The organism is Sphaerotilus natans (genome assembly GCF_900156335.1).
GTDB lineage: Bacteria > Pseudomonadota > Gammaproteobacteria > Burkholderiales > Burkholderiaceae_C > Sphaerotilus > Sphaerotilus natans.
On record NZ_FTMZ01000014.1, the window covers coordinates 43979 to 58296 of the forward strand.

The 14318-nt window shown below is 71.6% G+C and carries 12 protein-coding genes; 2 read left to right on the forward strand and 10 right to left on the reverse strand.

The genetic code is table 11. The features are described from left to right. Positions 1-55: 55 nt before the first annotated feature. The 5 genes from hrpA to rimO form a co-directional block, all read right to left on the reverse strand. The gene (gene hrpA, locus BW996_RS13115) at positions 56-3940 is read right to left on the reverse strand and encodes an ATP-dependent RNA helicase HrpA (protein ID WP_076458943.1); all 3885 of its coding nucleotides are present in this window, start codon (positions 3938-3940) and stop codon (positions 56-58) included. A 106-nt stretch (positions 3941-4046) separates the two neighbouring features. Next, a complete protein-coding gene (locus BW996_RS13120; protein ID WP_037485626.1) occupies positions 4047-6413 on the reverse strand; it encodes a CHASE2 domain-containing protein in 2367 nt (788 codons plus the stop codon). Next, positions 6410-8113 carry a FecR family protein gene (locus BW996_RS13125; protein ID WP_083701056.1) on the reverse strand — a complete coding sequence of 568 codons (1704 nt, stop codon included), beginning with the start codon at positions 8111-8113 and terminating at the stop codon, positions 6410-6412. The genes BW996_RS13120 and BW996_RS13125 overlap by 4 nt, the downstream gene beginning before the upstream one ends. Next, positions 8110-9300 (reverse strand): PLP-dependent transferase, encoded by a 1191-nt coding sequence (locus BW996_RS13130; RefSeq protein WP_037485631.1) that lies wholly within the window; start codon positions 9298-9300, stop codon positions 8110-8112. The genes BW996_RS13125 and BW996_RS13130 overlap by 4 nt, the downstream gene beginning before the upstream one ends. 26 nt (positions 9301-9326) lie before the next feature. Then, a complete protein-coding gene (rimO, locus tag BW996_RS13135) occupies positions 9327-10709 on the reverse strand; it encodes a 30S ribosomal protein S12 methylthiotransferase RimO (protein WP_037485633.1) in 1383 nt (460 codons plus the stop codon). Here rimO and BW996_RS13140 point away from each other — a divergent pair. Continuing rightward, positions 10703-12343 carry a recombinase family protein gene (locus tag BW996_RS13140; protein ID WP_051632282.1) on the forward strand — a complete coding sequence of 547 codons (1641 nt, stop codon included), beginning with the start codon at positions 10703-10705 and terminating at the stop codon, positions 12341-12343. The two genes, rimO and BW996_RS13140, sit on opposite strands and share 7 nt — an antisense overlap. A gap of 11 nt (positions 12344-12354) precedes the next feature. On the opposite strand, the gene BW996_RS13145 is transcribed toward BW996_RS13140, so the two are convergent. Further along, entirely contained in the window at positions 12355-12543 is a 189-nt protein-coding gene (locus tag BW996_RS13145) for an XRE family transcriptional regulator (RefSeq protein ID WP_241462055.1), read from the reverse strand. A gap of 142 nt (positions 12544-12685) precedes the next feature. Between BW996_RS13145 and BW996_RS13150 the strand changes: the two genes are divergently transcribed. Next, on the forward strand, positions 12686-13006 hold the full coding sequence (locus BW996_RS13150; RefSeq protein ID WP_037485638.1) for a hypothetical protein: 321 nt from the start codon (positions 12686-12688) through the stop codon (positions 13004-13006). Between the two features lie 36 nt (positions 13007-13042). Here the strand turns inward: BW996_RS13150 and BW996_RS13155 are convergent, their stop codons facing one another. Genes BW996_RS13155 through BW996_RS21725 form a run of 4 tightly spaced genes read right to left on the reverse strand, consistent with a single transcriptional unit; the run spans position 13043 to position 14305 of the window. Next, a complete protein-coding gene (locus tag BW996_RS13155) occupies positions 13043-13432 on the reverse strand; it encodes a hypothetical protein (RefSeq protein WP_051632283.1) in 390 nt (129 codons plus the stop codon). Further along, the gene (locus BW996_RS13160) at positions 13429-13641 is read right to left on the reverse strand and encodes a hypothetical protein (RefSeq protein ID WP_037485640.1); all 213 of its coding nucleotides are present in this window, start codon (positions 13639-13641) and stop codon (positions 13429-13431) included. The genes BW996_RS13155 and BW996_RS13160 overlap by 4 nt, the downstream gene beginning before the upstream one ends. Beyond that, positions 13641-14135: a glycoside hydrolase family 108 protein gene (locus BW996_RS13165; protein ID WP_051632284.1), complete on the reverse strand. Its 495-nt coding sequence runs from the start codon at positions 14133-14135 to the stop codon at positions 13641-13643. The genes BW996_RS13160 and BW996_RS13165 overlap by 1 nt, the downstream gene beginning before the upstream one ends. Next, a complete protein-coding gene (locus BW996_RS21725; protein ID WP_156027893.1) occupies positions 14132-14305 on the reverse strand; it encodes a hypothetical protein in 174 nt (57 codons plus the stop codon). Before BW996_RS21725 ends, BW996_RS13165 begins: the two co-directional genes overlap by 4 nt. Between the last annotated feature and the right edge of the window lie 13 nt (positions 14306-14318).

The following is a 14318-nucleotide window of genomic DNA, read 5'->3' on the forward strand; positions in this document are numbered from 1 at the left end:
GCGGACAATCGTGACGAATGTCACGACCAAGGTTGTGGCCTCACATCGACAGACCTCACATCGACATCTGCGCCCAGACCTTGTCGAGCCGCTTGGTGCTGACCGGCTGCGGCGTCTTCAGCTCCTGCGCGAAGAAGCTGATGCGCAGCTCCTCCAGCAGCCAGCGGTACTCGTCGAGGCGGGCGTCGGGCGCGCCCTTGAGCTCGGCCACGCGCCGGCTCCAGCGCTGCTCGAGCGGGCGCAGCTCGGCCAGGCGCTGCGCGTCGCGCGCCGGATCGCCCCGCAGCTTGTCGAGCCGCAGCTGCACGCCCTTGAGGTAGCGCGGCAGGTGCTGCAGCTGCGCCCAGGGCGTGGTGGCGATGAAACGCTTGCCCATCAGGCGCTGCAGCTGCGCGGCGAGGTCGTCGGCGACGTCCTTGGGCGCGCGGGCGTCCTTGAGCTTGCGCTGCGCGGCGGCGAACTCCAGCAGCACCGCCCCGGCCTGGCGGGCGATCTCCTGCGCGATCAGGTTCAGCCGGGTGCGGCCCTCGTCGATGCGTGCCTGGAAGGAGGCGGCGTCATGCGGCAGCGGCTCGGCCAGGAAGGCGCGGTCCAGCGCCACGTCGATGATCTGCGCGCGCAGCTCCTCCTGCGTGCCCAGCGGCATGAAGGCCACCGCCATCTTCTGCAGGTCGGGGATGTTCTTCTCCAGGTACTTCAGCGGCTCCTTGAGGTTCAGCGCCAGCAGCCGGCGCAGGCCGGCGCGGTGCTTGAGGGCCGCGGCCGCCGGCTCGTCGAAGACCTCGATCTCGACCTGCGTGCCGCGGTCGATCAGCGCGGGAAAACCGATCAGCGTCTGGCCGGCCTTGCGGATCTCCATCAGCTCGGGCAGCTCGCCGAAGGTCCAGGCGGTGTAGGCCTGCGGCGCGAGCGGCTCGGGCGCGGCCGGCGGCGTCGGGCTGGCGCTCGCGCCCCGGCGCACCGGGCCGCCCGCCGCGGCGGACGCCGGCACCGGCACGACGGGCGCGGCCGGCGCGCTGGCCACCTTCAGCGCCGCCAGCGCCTGGAAGGCCGAGCGCGCCTGCCCGCCCAGCTCGGCCTTCAGCGCCGCCAGGTTGCGCCCGGTGCCGAGCTGACGGCCGTGCTCGTCGACGACGCGGAAGTTCATGAACAGGTGCGGCGCCACCATGTCGAGCTTGAAGTCGTTGCGCTGCACCGCGAGCTGGGTGCGCTCGCGCACCGCCTTGAGCAGCGTCTCCAGCAGCGGCCCCTGCGCGAACGGGTTGAGCTCGACGAACTCGGCGACGAACTCGGCCAGCGGCATCAGCCGCGAGCGCGGGCGCTGGTGCAGGCTCTTGACCAGCGCCAGCACCTTGGCCTCCAGCAGGCCCGGCACCAGCCAGTCGCAGCGCTCCTCGCTGACCTGGTTGAGCGCGTAGATCGGCACGGTGACGGTGACACCGTCCTTGGCGTCGCCCGGCGCGTGCAGATAGGTCGCGGTGCAGTCGATGCCCCCAAGGCGGATCGTCTTCGGGAAGGCCGCGGTGGTGATGCCGGCGGCCTCGTGGCGCATCAGCTCGTCGCGCGTCAGGTGCAGCAGCTTCGGGTTGCTTTTCTGCTCCTGGCGGTACCAGCGCTCGAAGCTCGCGCCGCTGACCACCTCACGGGGCAGCTGCGCGTCGTAGTAGGCGAAGATCAGGTGCTCATCGACCAGCACGTCCTGGCGGCGCGACTTGTGCTCCAGCTCCTCGACCTGGCGGATCATCTTCTGGTTGTGCGCCAGGAAAGGCAGCCGCGTCTCCCACTCGCCCCCCACCAGCGCCTCGCGGATGAAGATCTCGCGCGCGGCCACCGCATCGACGTTGCCGAAGTTCACCCGGCGCTGGTTGTAGATGACGATGCCGTAGAGCGTGGCGCGCTCGAAGGCCACCACCTCGGCGGCCTTCTTCTCCCAGTGCGGTTCGAGCAGCTGCTTTTTCAGCAGATGGCCGGCGATCGGCTCGATCCACTGCGGCTCGATCGCCGCCAGCCCGCGCCCGAACAGGCGCGTGGTGTCCACCAGCTCGGCGGCGATCAGCCAGCGCCCGGGCTTCTTCGACAGGTGCGCGCCCGGATGGCGCCAGAACTTGATGCCGCGCGCGCCCAGATACCACTCGTCATCGTCGGCCTTGCAGCCGAGGTTGCCCAGGAGGCCCGCCAGCATCGACTGGTGCACCTGCTCGTAGGTGGCCGGCAGTCCGTTCAGGCGCCAGCCGTGCTCGGCCACCACGGTGTGGAGCTGGCTGTGGATGTCGCGCCATTCGCGCACCCGGCGCGGGTTGACGAAGCTCTCGCGCAGGCGCTGCTCCTGCTGGCGGTTGCTGAGCTTGTGGCTGTCGATCTTCTGCCCGGCCTTGGCCGCATCGGCGTGGCCGTGGTTGCCGCGACCTTCCTCGATCCACTTCCAGAGCTTCAGGTAGCCCATGAACTCGGAGCGCTCGTCGTCGAACTTCTTGTGCTTCCCGTCGGCGGCCTGCTGGGCCTCCAGCGGGCGGTCGCGCACGTCCTGCACGCTCAGCGCGCTGGCGATGATCAACACCTCCTGCAGCGCCTCGCGGCTGCGGGCCTCCAGGATCATGCGCCCGACGCGCGGGTCCAGCGGCAGCTTGGCCAGCTCGCGGCCGATCGGCGTGAGCTCGTTGGCCTCGTCGACCGCGCCGAGCTCGCCCAGCAGCGCATAGCCGTCGGCAATCGCCTTGCGCGGCGGCGGCTCGATGAAGGGAAAGTCCTCCACCAGCCCCAGGCCCAGCGACTTCATCCGCAGGATGACGCCGGCCAGCGAGCTGCGCAGGATCTCCGGGTCGGTGAAGCGCGGGCGGCCCTGGAAGTCCTTCTCGTCGTAGAGCCGGATGCAGATGCCGTTGGCCACGCGGCCGCAGCGGCCGGCGCGCTGGTTGGCCGCCGCCTGGCTGATGGGCTCGATCTGGAGCTGCTCGACCTTGGTGCGGTAGCTGTAGCGCTTGACGCGCGCGGTGCCGGCATCGATCACATAGCGGATGCCCGGCACCGTGAGCGAGGTCTCGGCCACGTTGGTGGCCAGCACGATGCGCTTGGCCCCGCCGGTCTCGAAGACGCGGTCCTGCTCGGCCTGAGACAGCCGCGCGAAGAGGGGCAGGATGTCGGCGTTGCGGTGCAGCGGCTGGTGGCTGAGGTGCTTGCGCAGATGGTCGGCGGCCTCGCGGATCTCGCGCTCGCCCGGCAGAAAGACCAGGATGTCGCCCGACGCGGTGCCGCGCCAGAGCTCGTCGACCGCATCGGCGATGGCGTCGTTCAGGTCGAACTCCTTCGATTCCTCGAAGGGCTTCCAGCGCTGCTCGACGGGGAAGGTGCGGCCGCTGACCAGGATCACCGGCGCCGGCCCCTTGACGGAGGCGAAGTGCTGCGCAAAGCGCTCGGCGTCGATGGTGGCCGAGGTGACGACGATCTTCAGGTCGGGCCGGCGCGGCAGGATCTGGCGCAGGTAGCCGAGCAGGAAATCGATGTTGAGGCTGCGCTCGTGCGCCTCGTCGATGATCAGCGTGTCGTAGGCGCGCAGCAGCGGGTCGGTCTGCGTCTCGGCCAGCAGGATACCGTCGGTCATCAGCTTGACCGAGGCGCCGGCCTGCAGCCGGTCCTGGAAGCGCACCTTGTAGCCGACCACCTCGCCCAGCGGCGACTTCAGCTCGTCGGCGATGCGCTTGGCGACCGAGGAGGCGGCGATGCGGCGCGGCTGCGTGTGGCCGATCAGGCCGGCGCCCCCCGCGCCCAGGCCGCGGCCCAGCTCCAGCGCGATCTTGGGCAGCTGCGTGGTCTTGCCGGAGCCGGTCTCGCCGCAGACGATGATGACCTGGTGCTCGGTCAGCGCGCGAGCGATCTCGTCGCGGCGCGCGCTGACCGGCAGGCCCTCGGGATAGCTGATCGGCGGCACCGGGTTGGGCGGCACCGGCGGGCGCGTGGCACGGGGCGGACGGGAAGAACGCGGCGGGCGGGCCGGCGTCGGGGCGGTCGGGGGAACGGTCGGGGAAGTCACGGGGCGGGATTATCCGCGCTCAGCCTGCACCCACCCGGCCCAGGGCCAGCTCGAAGCGGCCGGTCGCCTCCGCACGGCCGGGCAGCGCACGCAGCCGCCCGCCGTGGCGCCGCGCCACGATCTGCACGAACTGCAGCCCCAGGCCGACCCCGCCGGCGTCGCCCGCTGGCAGGCCTTCGTCGCCCTGGTTCAGCCGCTCGCGCTGCGCCGCCGACAGGCCCGGCCCCTGGTCGCACACCGTCAGCAACAGCGCGTCGGCCACCTCGATGTCGGTGTCGACCGCGACACGCACCCGGATCATCACCTCGCCGCCGGCCGGGCTGTGCTTGATCGCGTTGGAGACCAGATTGCCCACCGCACGCTGCACCAGCGCCCGGTCCATCGGCCAGACCGAAGCCGGTGGCGCAGACGGGCCGGCCGTCGGCTCGGTCTGCCAGCCCAGCCGCACCTGCGCGGCCAGGGCCTGAGGCCGAAAGTCCGCCACCACCTCGTCGAGCAGCGCAGCCAGCGCCACCGGCTGGCACTGCAGCGTCCGGGTCTCGACATGCGCGACCCGGACGAAGTCGTCGGCCAGCTGCTGGGTGCGTGCGCCCAGGCGCTGCACCTCGTCGAGAAAGGCCTCCTGCGTCATGTCCATGCGCCCGCGCCGGTACAGGTCGACCATCAGCATCAGCGCATTGGCCGGCGAGCGCAGATCGTGCGAGACAAAGGCCAGCGCGCGGTCACGGCGGCGCTGCGCCTGGCGAATGGCGCTCACATCCGAGAAGGTCACCACCCAGCGCTGCTGGCCGAGCAGCAGCACCGGCGCAAAATGCAGCAGGAAATCGCCCAGGCGCTCGGCCCGGGCTTCGACCACGCAGGCCGCCGGCGCGGTCGGGCGGGGCTGGAAGATCGCCTCCAGGTCGGCCACCGGCGCGCCTGGCACCGGCATGAACTCCACCAGCAGACCCGGCAGCTCCAGGCCGGGCATGTCTTCGGCCCGGTCCAGCTCGAAGAGCTGCGCCGCCAGCGCATTGGCCAGCAGCACCCGGCCGCGCTCGTCGGTCACCGCCATCGCGGTGGGCAGGCCGGCCAGCGCATCCGACAGGAAGCGCCGCGCGCTGCGCACCGTGTCGGTGGCGGCATGCAGCGCCTCGAGCCGCAGCGCCAGCGCATCGCGCCGGCGCGAGGGCAGCGGCACCGGCTCGCCCGGACTCAGACCGGCCTCCGGCCCGAGAAGACCGATCTCGGCATCCAGCGCATCCACCGCCTGCTGCAGCCGCCGCCAGCTCCACAGCGGATAGGCCAGCACCGCCGCCAGCCCCCAAGGCACCGGACTCCACCACCACCCGACCCCGAGCGCCGCCACGCTGAAGCCGACCAGCAGCGGCACCGAGCCCACCGCCAGCACCAGCGCCCCCCGGCCGGCGCCGAGCCGCTCGATGCCCGCCAGCAGCACCAGCACCAGCGCCGCCGACAGCGTCGCCCCCTCCAGCGGCGAGAGCGGTCGCACCGTGTCACCGCTGCGCAGCGTGTGCAGCGTGTGCGCGAGCACCTCGACACCCGGCATCGCATGGTGCTGGCGGTTGACCGGCGTGGCCACGGTATCGCCCAGGCCGGTGGCGGTCATGCCGACCAGCACATAGCGGCCGGCCAGACGCTCGGGCGGCACCGCGCCGCGCAGCACATCCAGATAGGAGACCCGCTCGATGTGACCGGGCGGGCCGGCATAGCGCACCAGAAAGCGCTCCTGGCGGAGCCAGGGCGCCCGACCGGCCACAGGAACCTGCTCGTCCTGCACGGCCACCGGCAGCCCCGGTGCCGGCGTCTCGCCACCGGCGCGCAGCAGCGCCAGCGCCATGTGCGGCAGCGGGGCCGCGGCCGGCCCGGCGCCCAGGAAGGCATGACGCATCACCCCGTCGGCATCGACCGAGGCCTCGGCCGTGCCCAGGCTCACGCCGGGCGGCAGACCGGTGACCGGCGCCAGCAGCTGCGGGGGCTGGCCGGGGCCGGCGATCACCCAGTCCACCGACATCACCACCGGTGCGGCCGCCGCGAGCTGGCGCGCCAGCAGCGCATCCTGCGCCGGGTCGGCATCGGGCTCGCTGAAGGTCACGTCCAGGCCGATCGCCCGGGGCCGGGCGGCGGTCAGATGGGCCAGCAGCGTGCTGTGCACCGCACGCGGCCAGGGCCAGCGCCCGATGGCCGCCACGCTGGCATCGTCGATCGCGACGATGACGATGGCCTCGGGCACCGGACGGCGCCAGAAGGACAGACCGATGTCGTAGACCAGCCGGTCGGCGCGCCAGGTCCAGCCGCCCAGCGCCAGCGCAAAGGCCAGCGCGGCCAGCGCCGCCGCGACCCCGGTGCCGGCCGGCCAGCGCGACCGCCCGGCCGCAACGCTCATGGCGCGATCAGCACCAAGCCCCCGTCCGCACCGCCGACGCAGCGCTGCTGGCCATCGCGCAGGCAGTTCGGAACGGTGAAGGCCTGCGGCGCGGTGTAGGGGCCGACGAAGCCATCGGCATCGCGTGCGCGCAGCCGCAGGTAGTAGCGCCCGGTGCCGGGCATCTTCACGCTCAGCACTGGCTGCTCGACCCGCCGCGCCAGCGCCAGCACCGCAAAGGCGGGATCACGCGCGAACTCGATGTCGAAGCTCTGCCCGGGCTGCCCTTCCCAGGCCAGCCGCACGCCATCCTCGTCGATGCGCGGCGGCGGTGGCGGGGCCGGCAGGGGCCGCAGCTCGACACGATGCGCCGCACCAAAAGGCCCCTGGTCGGTGGCGCTGCGCTCGCTGGCGACCCGCCAGAAGTACGCGCCGGGATCGAGCCCGTCGAGCGTCAGCGTCGGCTCCGTCAGACCACGTCGGTCCTGCAGGGGGGCGCTGAAGTCCTCGCTGCGGGCGAGCTGCAGCCGGTAGCTGCGTGCCTCCTCGACCGTGGCCCAGGCCAGCTGCAATCGCTGCCCCGACAGGACAGCCTTCGCGCCAGGCAGAATCGGCAGTGGCGGCTCGGGCCGGGCCTTCAGCGTGAAGGCGTGGCGCGCGTCCAGACCCTGCAGGCCCTGCGGCCCCTCGGCGCGAACGCGGACCCGATAGTGCCCATCGGGCAGCCCCGCGAAGCGCAGCTCGGCGCCCTCGGTGCGCACATCCGCCAGCACCCGATCGAACTGCGGATCCGAAGCCGCCGCCACCTGCCCCCGAAAAGCCACGGCTGCCGACTGCGCCGCCACCGCGAAGCGCACCAGCAGCTGGTCGTGCAGCACCGGCCAGGCGGACACATCGGGTGCTGCCAGCAGCCGCACCGGCAGCGTCACCGCGCCGCTGCGGTCGACCACGACGCCGAAGCCCGCCGCCACGCTGCGGCCCGCGCGACCATCTCGGCCTTCGGTCATCACCTGGCCTTCGAGCACCTCGTTGCGGGTGGCCTGCGCCTGGGTGTCCACGCTCACCCGGAACTCGGTGCCGCGCACGCCCAGCAGGCCCTGCGGCGTGCTGATCTGGAAGCCGGGCGCGCCGGCGCCGGGGCGCTTCTGGGCCTGAACCTCCACCTGACCATCCTCGACCTTGACGCCCGACAACGCGTCGCCCGAGCGGGGCAGACGCCGCGAGGTCTCGATCTGGACGGCACTGCCGGCGCGCAGCCGCAGCACCGTGCCATCGACCAGCTGCAGCGTGGCCTGGCCGTCGTCACCGGCGAGCAGGCGGGCGCCCTGGGGCAGGGCCTGACCCGCCGCCACCGCCGCGCCCTGCGGGCCGGTCACCGCGCCGGCCGCCGACAGCACCCGCGCCGATGCCGGCTCGGTGGCCAGCAGGCGCAGCGGAATCTTCAGCACCGTGCCGACCGGAATGCGGCGCGGATCCACGATCCGGTTGTGCCGCTGCAGCTGCGGCCACTGGCGCGGATCGGCCAGCAGGCGCCGGCTCAGCGCGATCAGGGTCTCCTCGCGGGTGACCACATGGGTGAAGACCGGCTCGCCCGCCGACAGATCGGCAGCGGCCGGCTGCGGTGCACGGCCCGATACCGTGCCTGCCGTCATCGTCAGCCCGATCGCCGCCAGCTGCAGCGCGCGGCCCCAGCCCACGGCGTTCCACGAAAGAAGCGTCATGTCCGGCCCTTCAGCGCCGCGTCGGCCGCAGCCGCCAGGTCGGCGATCAGGTCGTCCACCGCCTCCAGCCCGATGCACAGCCGCACCAGCATGCCCCGGTAGGGCGTGGCCAGGCTGCGCATCGCGCGGGCCTCGTAGGGCACGGCCAGGCTCACCGGGCCGCCCCAGGACCAGGCGATGCGGAAGAAGCGCAGGCCGTCGACAAAGGCCTCGACCGCCGCCCGGTCGAAGCGCGGATCGACTTCCAGTGTCAGCAGCCCGGCGGCCGAGCGGCACAGCGCCGCCCAGTGCGCGTGGCCGGGCGAGCCCGGCAGCGTCGGGCTGAGCACGCGCACGAACTCCGGCCGGCCCAGCGCCCACTGCGCGATGCGCCGCGCCGCGGCGTCCTGCGCCTCGTAGCGCAGCCGCAGCGACGGCAGCCCGCGCAGCACCGCCTCGACATCGTTCATCCCCACGCCCAGACCCAGGCGCGCATGCGCCAGCGCCAGCCGCCGGTGCAGCGCCTCGTCGCGGCAGGCGACCGAGCCCATCAGCACGTCGGCGCCGCCCGAGGGGTACTTGGTCAGCGCGTGCACCGTCAGGTCCACCGCCAGACCCTCGCCCAGGTCGAAGGCGTCGAAGGCCAGGCCCGCGCCCCAGGTGTTGTCCAGCGCGACAAGCGCCTGCGGCGCGCGCTCGCGCACCCGCCGCACCAGGCCGCGCAGGTCCGGGAACTCCAGCGTGACCGAGCCCGGCGCCTCCAGCCAGACCAGCTTGGTGGCGGGCGTCAGCGCCGCCTCCAGCGAGGCCGGGTCCATCGGGTCGTAGACCCGGTGCGCGATGCCCCAGGCCTGGAGCTCGTGCGTGGCGAAGCTGCGGCTCGGGCCGTAGACGTTGTCGGGCAGCAGCAGCTCGTCGCCCGAGGCCAGCAGCGCGATGTCGACCAGGGTGATCGCCGCCAGCCCGCTGGGGGCCAGCAGGACGTGGTTCGCGCCCTCCAGCGTGGCCAGGCGCGCCTGCAGCGTCAGCGTGGTGGGCGTGCCGTGCAGGCCGTAGGTGTAGCCGCTGCCGTCGATCCACTCGGTGCGGCGCAGCGCCTCGACCGAGGGGAAGAACACCGACGAGGCCTTGTGCACCGCCGGCAGCTGGGCGTCGAAGCCCGCCGGCGCGGTGTACGGATGGTGGACCTGCGCGGTCTGCGGCTGCATCGGGCCGCTCGGGCGGCGGGGGGCGCTCACAGCAGCTCGCCGATCAGGTCGTGGCCGAGCACGCCGTTGATGCGCACCCGCGCGAACTCGCCCACCTTCATCGTGCGCGAGGCCTTCGACGGCGGCAGGATCTTCACGGTGCCGTCGATCTCGGGCGCGTCGGCGTAGGTGCGCGCCACGCCGCCCTTGCGGCCCAGCGCCGGCGCGCTGTCGACCAGCACCTGCATCGTCGCGCCCACGCGCGACTTCAGCTTCTCGATCGAGACCTGCTCGGCCACCGCCATGAAGCGCGCGCGGCGCTCCTCGCGCACCGCGTCGGGCAGCGCGCCGGGCAGCGCGTTGGCCGCGGCGCCCTCCACCGGCGAGTAGGCGAAGCAGCCGGCGCGGTCGATCTTCGCCTCCTTCAGGAAGTCGAGCAGGTACTCGAACTCGGCCTCGGTCTCGCCGGGGAAGCCGGCGATGAAGGTCGAGCGCACCACCAGGTCCGGGCAGAGCTCGCGCCACTTCTGCAGGCGCTCGAGGTTGCGCTCGCCGCTGGCCGGGCGCTTCATGCGCTTGAGCACGTCCGGGTGCGCATGCTGGAACGGCACGTCGAGGTAGGGCAGCACCAGGCCCTCGGCCATCATCGGGATGATCTCGTCGACATGCGGATACGGGTAGACATAGTGCAGCCGCACCCAGGCGCCGTAGGACTTGGCGATCTCGCCCAGCCGGGCCACCAGGTCGAACATGCGGGTCTTGACCGGCGTGCCGTCCCAGAAGCCGGTGCGGTATTTGACGTCCACGCCATAGGCCGAGGTGTCCTGGCTGATGACGAGCAGCTCCTTCACGCCGCCCTCGAACAGCGCGCGGGCCTCGCTCAGCACGTCGCCGACCGGGCGCGAGACCAGGTCGCCGCGCATCGACGGGATGATGCAGAAGCTGCAGCGGTGGTTGCAGCCCTCGCTGATCTTCAGGTAGGCGTAGTGCTTCGGGGTGAGCTTGATGCCGGCGGCCGGCACCAGGTCGACGAAGGGGTCGTGCGGCTTGGGCACATGCTGGTGCACCGCGTCCATCACCTCCTGGGTGGCGTGCGGGCCGGTCACCGCCAGCACCTTGGGGTGGACCTGGCGCACCAAGTTCTCGCCGCCGTCGGCGGTGCGCGAGCCCAGGCAGCCGGTGACGATGACCTTGCCGTTCTCGGCCAGCGCCTCGCCGATGGTGTCCAGGCTCTCCTTGACCGCATCGTCGATGAAGCCGCAGGTGTTGACGATCACCAGATCGGCGCCCTGGAAGGTCTTGCTGGTGGCGTAGCCCTCGGCCGAGAGCTGGGTCAGGATCAGCTCGGAGTCGGTCAGGGCCTTCGGGCACCCTAGCGAAACCATACCTATACTCGGCACCTTCGCGACAGTGGGGGCAGCAGTTGACATCGGTCTATTCGTATCTTCGGTTTTCGGACGCCCGGCAGTCGATCGGCGACAGCGCCGCGCGGCAGATGCAATACGCCGCGCGGTGGGCGGCAGAGCACGGCATGCAGCTCGACGACAAGCTGTCGATGCGCGATGAGGGCCTGTCGGCCTACCACCAGCAGCACGTCAAGACGGGCGCGCTGGGGGTGTTCTTGCGGGCGATTGCTGAGGGCCGCATTGTGCCCGGGTCCGTGCTGATCGTCGAAGGCCTGGACCGCCTGAGCCGCGCCGAGCCGGTGCTGGCGCAGGCCCAGCTGAGCCAGATCATCACCGCAGGCATCACCGTCGTCACAGCCAGCGATGGCAAGACCTACACGCGCGAGAGCCTGCGCACGCAGCCGATGGACCTCGTCTACTCGCTGCTGATCATGATCCGAGCCCACGAAGAGAGCGCGACCAAGTCGCGCCGGGTGAGCGCCGCGCTGATCCGCCAGGTGGAGGGGTGGCAGGCCGGCACCTACCGGGGGCCAATCCGCGCAGGCCACGATCCGGCCTATCTGTCGTGGGATGCTCAGGCGGGATGCTGGGCAGTCGACCCAGTCCGTGCTGCGGCGGTGCGCCGCATGATCGAGCTGTACCGGCTCGGCCTGGGGTCGACGCACATCGTCCGGCGACTGCTCGAGGAGGGCCTGTCGCCCACCGGTGGCGTGATGCCTCCGTCGCACATCTACCGCATCATCCGCTCGAGGGCGCTGTACGGTGATCGAGAGCTGGTGCTCGACGGCCAGGCACACGTCCTGTCCGGCTACTACCCCGCGCTGATGACGCGAGTCGAGTGGGATGAGCTGCAGCTGCTCGCGGAAGAGCGCAGCGGCGTGAGCCGGCGCGTGCGCGGCGAGCTGCCGCACATGCTGACCGGCTCAGGCATCGCCCGGTGCGGGTACTGCGGCAGCGCCCTCGCCGGCCAGCACATGTACAAGCGCCGCAAGCCGGGCGAGCTGCTGGCCGACGGGTATCGGCGCCTGCTGTGCTCAGGCAAGACCATGCAGGTGCAGTGCCCTCGCCCCGGCTCATGCTCGGTCGCGCCGGTCGAGCGCGCAATCATGCGCTACTGCTCAGACCAGATCCAGCTCGATGACCTGCTGCGCGGGACGGACACCAGCGGCGCCGACCGTGCGCAGCTCGCCAAGCTGCGAGCAAGCAGCGCTGACCGGCAGCGCCAGATCGACCGCCTGACAGCAGCGCTGGCTCAGGACGATGGCGCCGCGCCACTGGCGGTGCTGCGCCAGATCCGCGCCCTCGAGGCCGAGCAGCAGCGCGATCAAGCGGAGTCCGAGCGCCTCGAGCGCGCACTGGCCGCAAGCGCCGCCGGCACACTGACCCACGACCAGGCTGCCGAATGGGCTGCGCTGGCGGAAGCAGCGGTCGAACGGCACGACTTCGATGCCAGGGTGCGCGCACGCGAGATGATTGCGACCACCTTCGCCGGGATCACGGTCTACCACCACGGCCTGGTGGAGCCGGACACCGGAGCGATCGACATCCTGCTGCGCACTCGGTCGGGCGTGACCCGCAGCCTCACGATCGACCGGCGGACCGGTGATCGTCGGGTCCAGATCACCCGGCAGCGACCGCCTACCTCACCGGCCGGATGACCGCTGGCAGATCATTCGCCCGCGACCAGGCGATGCGTTGGATGCTGGCCGGTCTTGAGCAAATACAGCTCCCAGAGGGCCGGCTCCATCACCCGCCGCCCGGACTCCCAGTCATCCCATGTCATACGGCGGTCTCGGTGCAGCCGCTGAATCGCCTGCGCCTGCGTGTCGCCTGCAGCCGCGCGAGCGGCTCGGATCATGTCTGGTGTCGGTGTTTGCATAGCGCAATTGTAGATCGCAAAAAGATCATGCGCCCCCCTTGCGCAATGATCGCAATGCGATCACAATATAGCCCATGGACAGCAGAGAGCAGTCCAGGCAACCACCCTCAAGGAGCTCACCATGACCACTTTCATCGTCTTCGCTAACGGCACCAACATGGGCGAGTACCGCGCCGAGACCCAAGTCGGCGCACTCGACCAGTACGCCCGCGATGCCGGCTACACCGACTACGACGACATCGTTGCGCAGTTCAGCGACGACGCTACCGCACACCGAATTGACACCCCGCGACTGATCCGCGATGCAGAAGAGGCGACAGGCAATCTGGCACAGCAGGATGCATACGGCGACGGCGTGGTGCTCATCGGCAACAAGTCGTTCGCGACCTACGCCGATCTCGCCGAGCACATCGGTCGCGACATCAGCGACTTCTTCGCCTGATGACCTGCCGGCCCTCTGAGGCCGGCGCACCGGACATCATGCCCCGGCCTTGCCCGGGGCTTCGTCTTTCTCGGCCGGCCCGCCGCGCAGCATCATCTCGGCCAGTACCGCCCTCGCCTCGAATCGATCGGGGTCAATCCGCCCCCGTGTGAGCACCCGGCGCCGGATCTCTAGCGCGGCGCCGCTCCAGTTCTTGGCATGCACTGCGAGGCGCAGGCCGGATCGCTCCAGCCGGCCGGCGCCGACCATGTCGCACCAGCACAGCACCGCCGCCACCCGCCACGGATTTTCGAGCGCCGGGCACCACTGCAGCAGCGCTGGCACCGCGGCGATGCGCAGGCGCTCGGCGCAGGCGTCGACATCGTCGGGTGCGATGTGGCGGGCAGCGATCTCGACAGCGGTGGTCAGGTCGTAGCGGCTGATCATTCGCCGCTGGCCTGGGCCTGCTCGTCAGCCACGATCCGCCGGCGCAGGTTGATCGCATCGGCGATCGCGCAGGCCGTGGCGGCGCTGATGATGCGCGGCACGCCCTCGCCGGGGTAGCGCAGCGCGACATCCCCGGAGCCCGGCAGCACTGCGGCCTCGACCTGGCCGGCGCCGACGCCGGAGCCGAAGAGTCGGCGGAGGACGCCCATCACGCGGCATCCTCCGCCGCGTAATCGAGGTTCGCCGCCACGCGATTGACCCAGCCCCGCCCGTAGGTCGCGAAGGTCGACAGCGCGGCGACGTAGCGCAGGCGCTGGGCCGCGTAGCGCATCAGCACATCGGTCTCGGACATCGTCGCCAGCCGGGCAGCAGACACCGGCCCCCAGTGCCCATCGTCCGCCACGCCGATGGCGGCCTGCAGCTTGCGGATGGCCGTCGAGATGCCGCTGTTGACCGCGAAGTCGAACGCCTGGAACTTGACCGAGCCCGGCGCCGCCCCGAGCGGCCCCCAGAAGTCGCGCCGGTAGATCTCGGCGGCGCCCTGCCGGGTCAGCGACTTGATGTCGACGCTCGGGTAGCTGCGCTTGCTGATGCCCCACTTTGTCTCGCCGCCGGGGTCGCGCGGGTCATTGACGTAGCCGCCTTCGTGCCCCATCAGGCGCTCGAAGGCCTCCTCGAATGTCAGCGCGGCGGCCGGCATCATTGCGCGCCTCCGCGCTCGCGCAGCAGCATGGCCAGGCCACCGGCCAGCGCAGACACGCCGCGCAGCATCATCGACGGCGCCGCCGGTGCGATCTCGGCCAGGCCCGTGGCGATGACGGCAATGCCTGCCCAGGTGCTGGGCTCTTTCAGTCGGTTCAGGATCGGGTTCATGTTTGTTCCTCGT

Excerpts from the sequence above, each read along its gene's own strand:
- BW996_RS13160 (WP_037485640.1), bottom strand. The coding sequence starts at position 13,641 with ATGGGCGTCCTCCGCCGACTCTTCGGCTCCGGCGTCGGCGCCGGCCAG.
- BW996_RS13145 (WP_241462055.1), bottom strand. The coding sequence starts at position 12,543 with ATGATCCGAGCCGCTCGCGCGGCTGCAGGCGACACGCAGGCGCAGGCG.
- BW996_RS21725 (WP_156027893.1), bottom strand. The coding sequence starts at position 14,305 with ATGAACCCGATCCTGAACCGACTGAAAGAGCCCAGCACCTGGGCAGGC.
- BW996_RS13165 (WP_051632284.1), bottom strand. The coding sequence starts at position 14,135 with ATGATGCCGGCCGCCGCGCTGACATTCGAGGAGGCCTTCGAGCGCCTG.
- BW996_RS13130 (WP_037485631.1), bottom strand. The coding sequence starts at position 9,300 with ATGCAGCCGCAGACCGCGCAGGTCCACCATCCGTACACCGCGCCGGCG.
- BW996_RS13155 (WP_051632283.1), bottom strand. The coding sequence starts at position 13,432 with ATGATCAGCCGCTACGACCTGACCACCGCTGTCGAGATCGCTGCCCGC.
- BW996_RS13150 (WP_037485638.1), top strand. The coding sequence starts at position 12,686 with ATGACCACTTTCATCGTCTTCGCTAACGGCACCAACATGGGCGAGTAC.
- BW996_RS13120 (WP_037485626.1), bottom strand. The coding sequence starts at position 6,413 with ATGAGCGTTGCGGCCGGGCGGTCGCGCTGGCCGGCCGGCACCGGGGTC.
- rimO (WP_037485633.1), bottom strand. The coding sequence starts at position 10,709 with ATGTCAACTGCTGCCCCCACTGTCGCGAAGGTGCCGAGTATAGGTATG.
- BW996_RS13125 (WP_083701056.1), bottom strand. The coding sequence starts at position 8,113 with ATGACGCTTCTTTCGTGGAACGCCGTGGGCTGGGGCCGCGCGCTGCAG.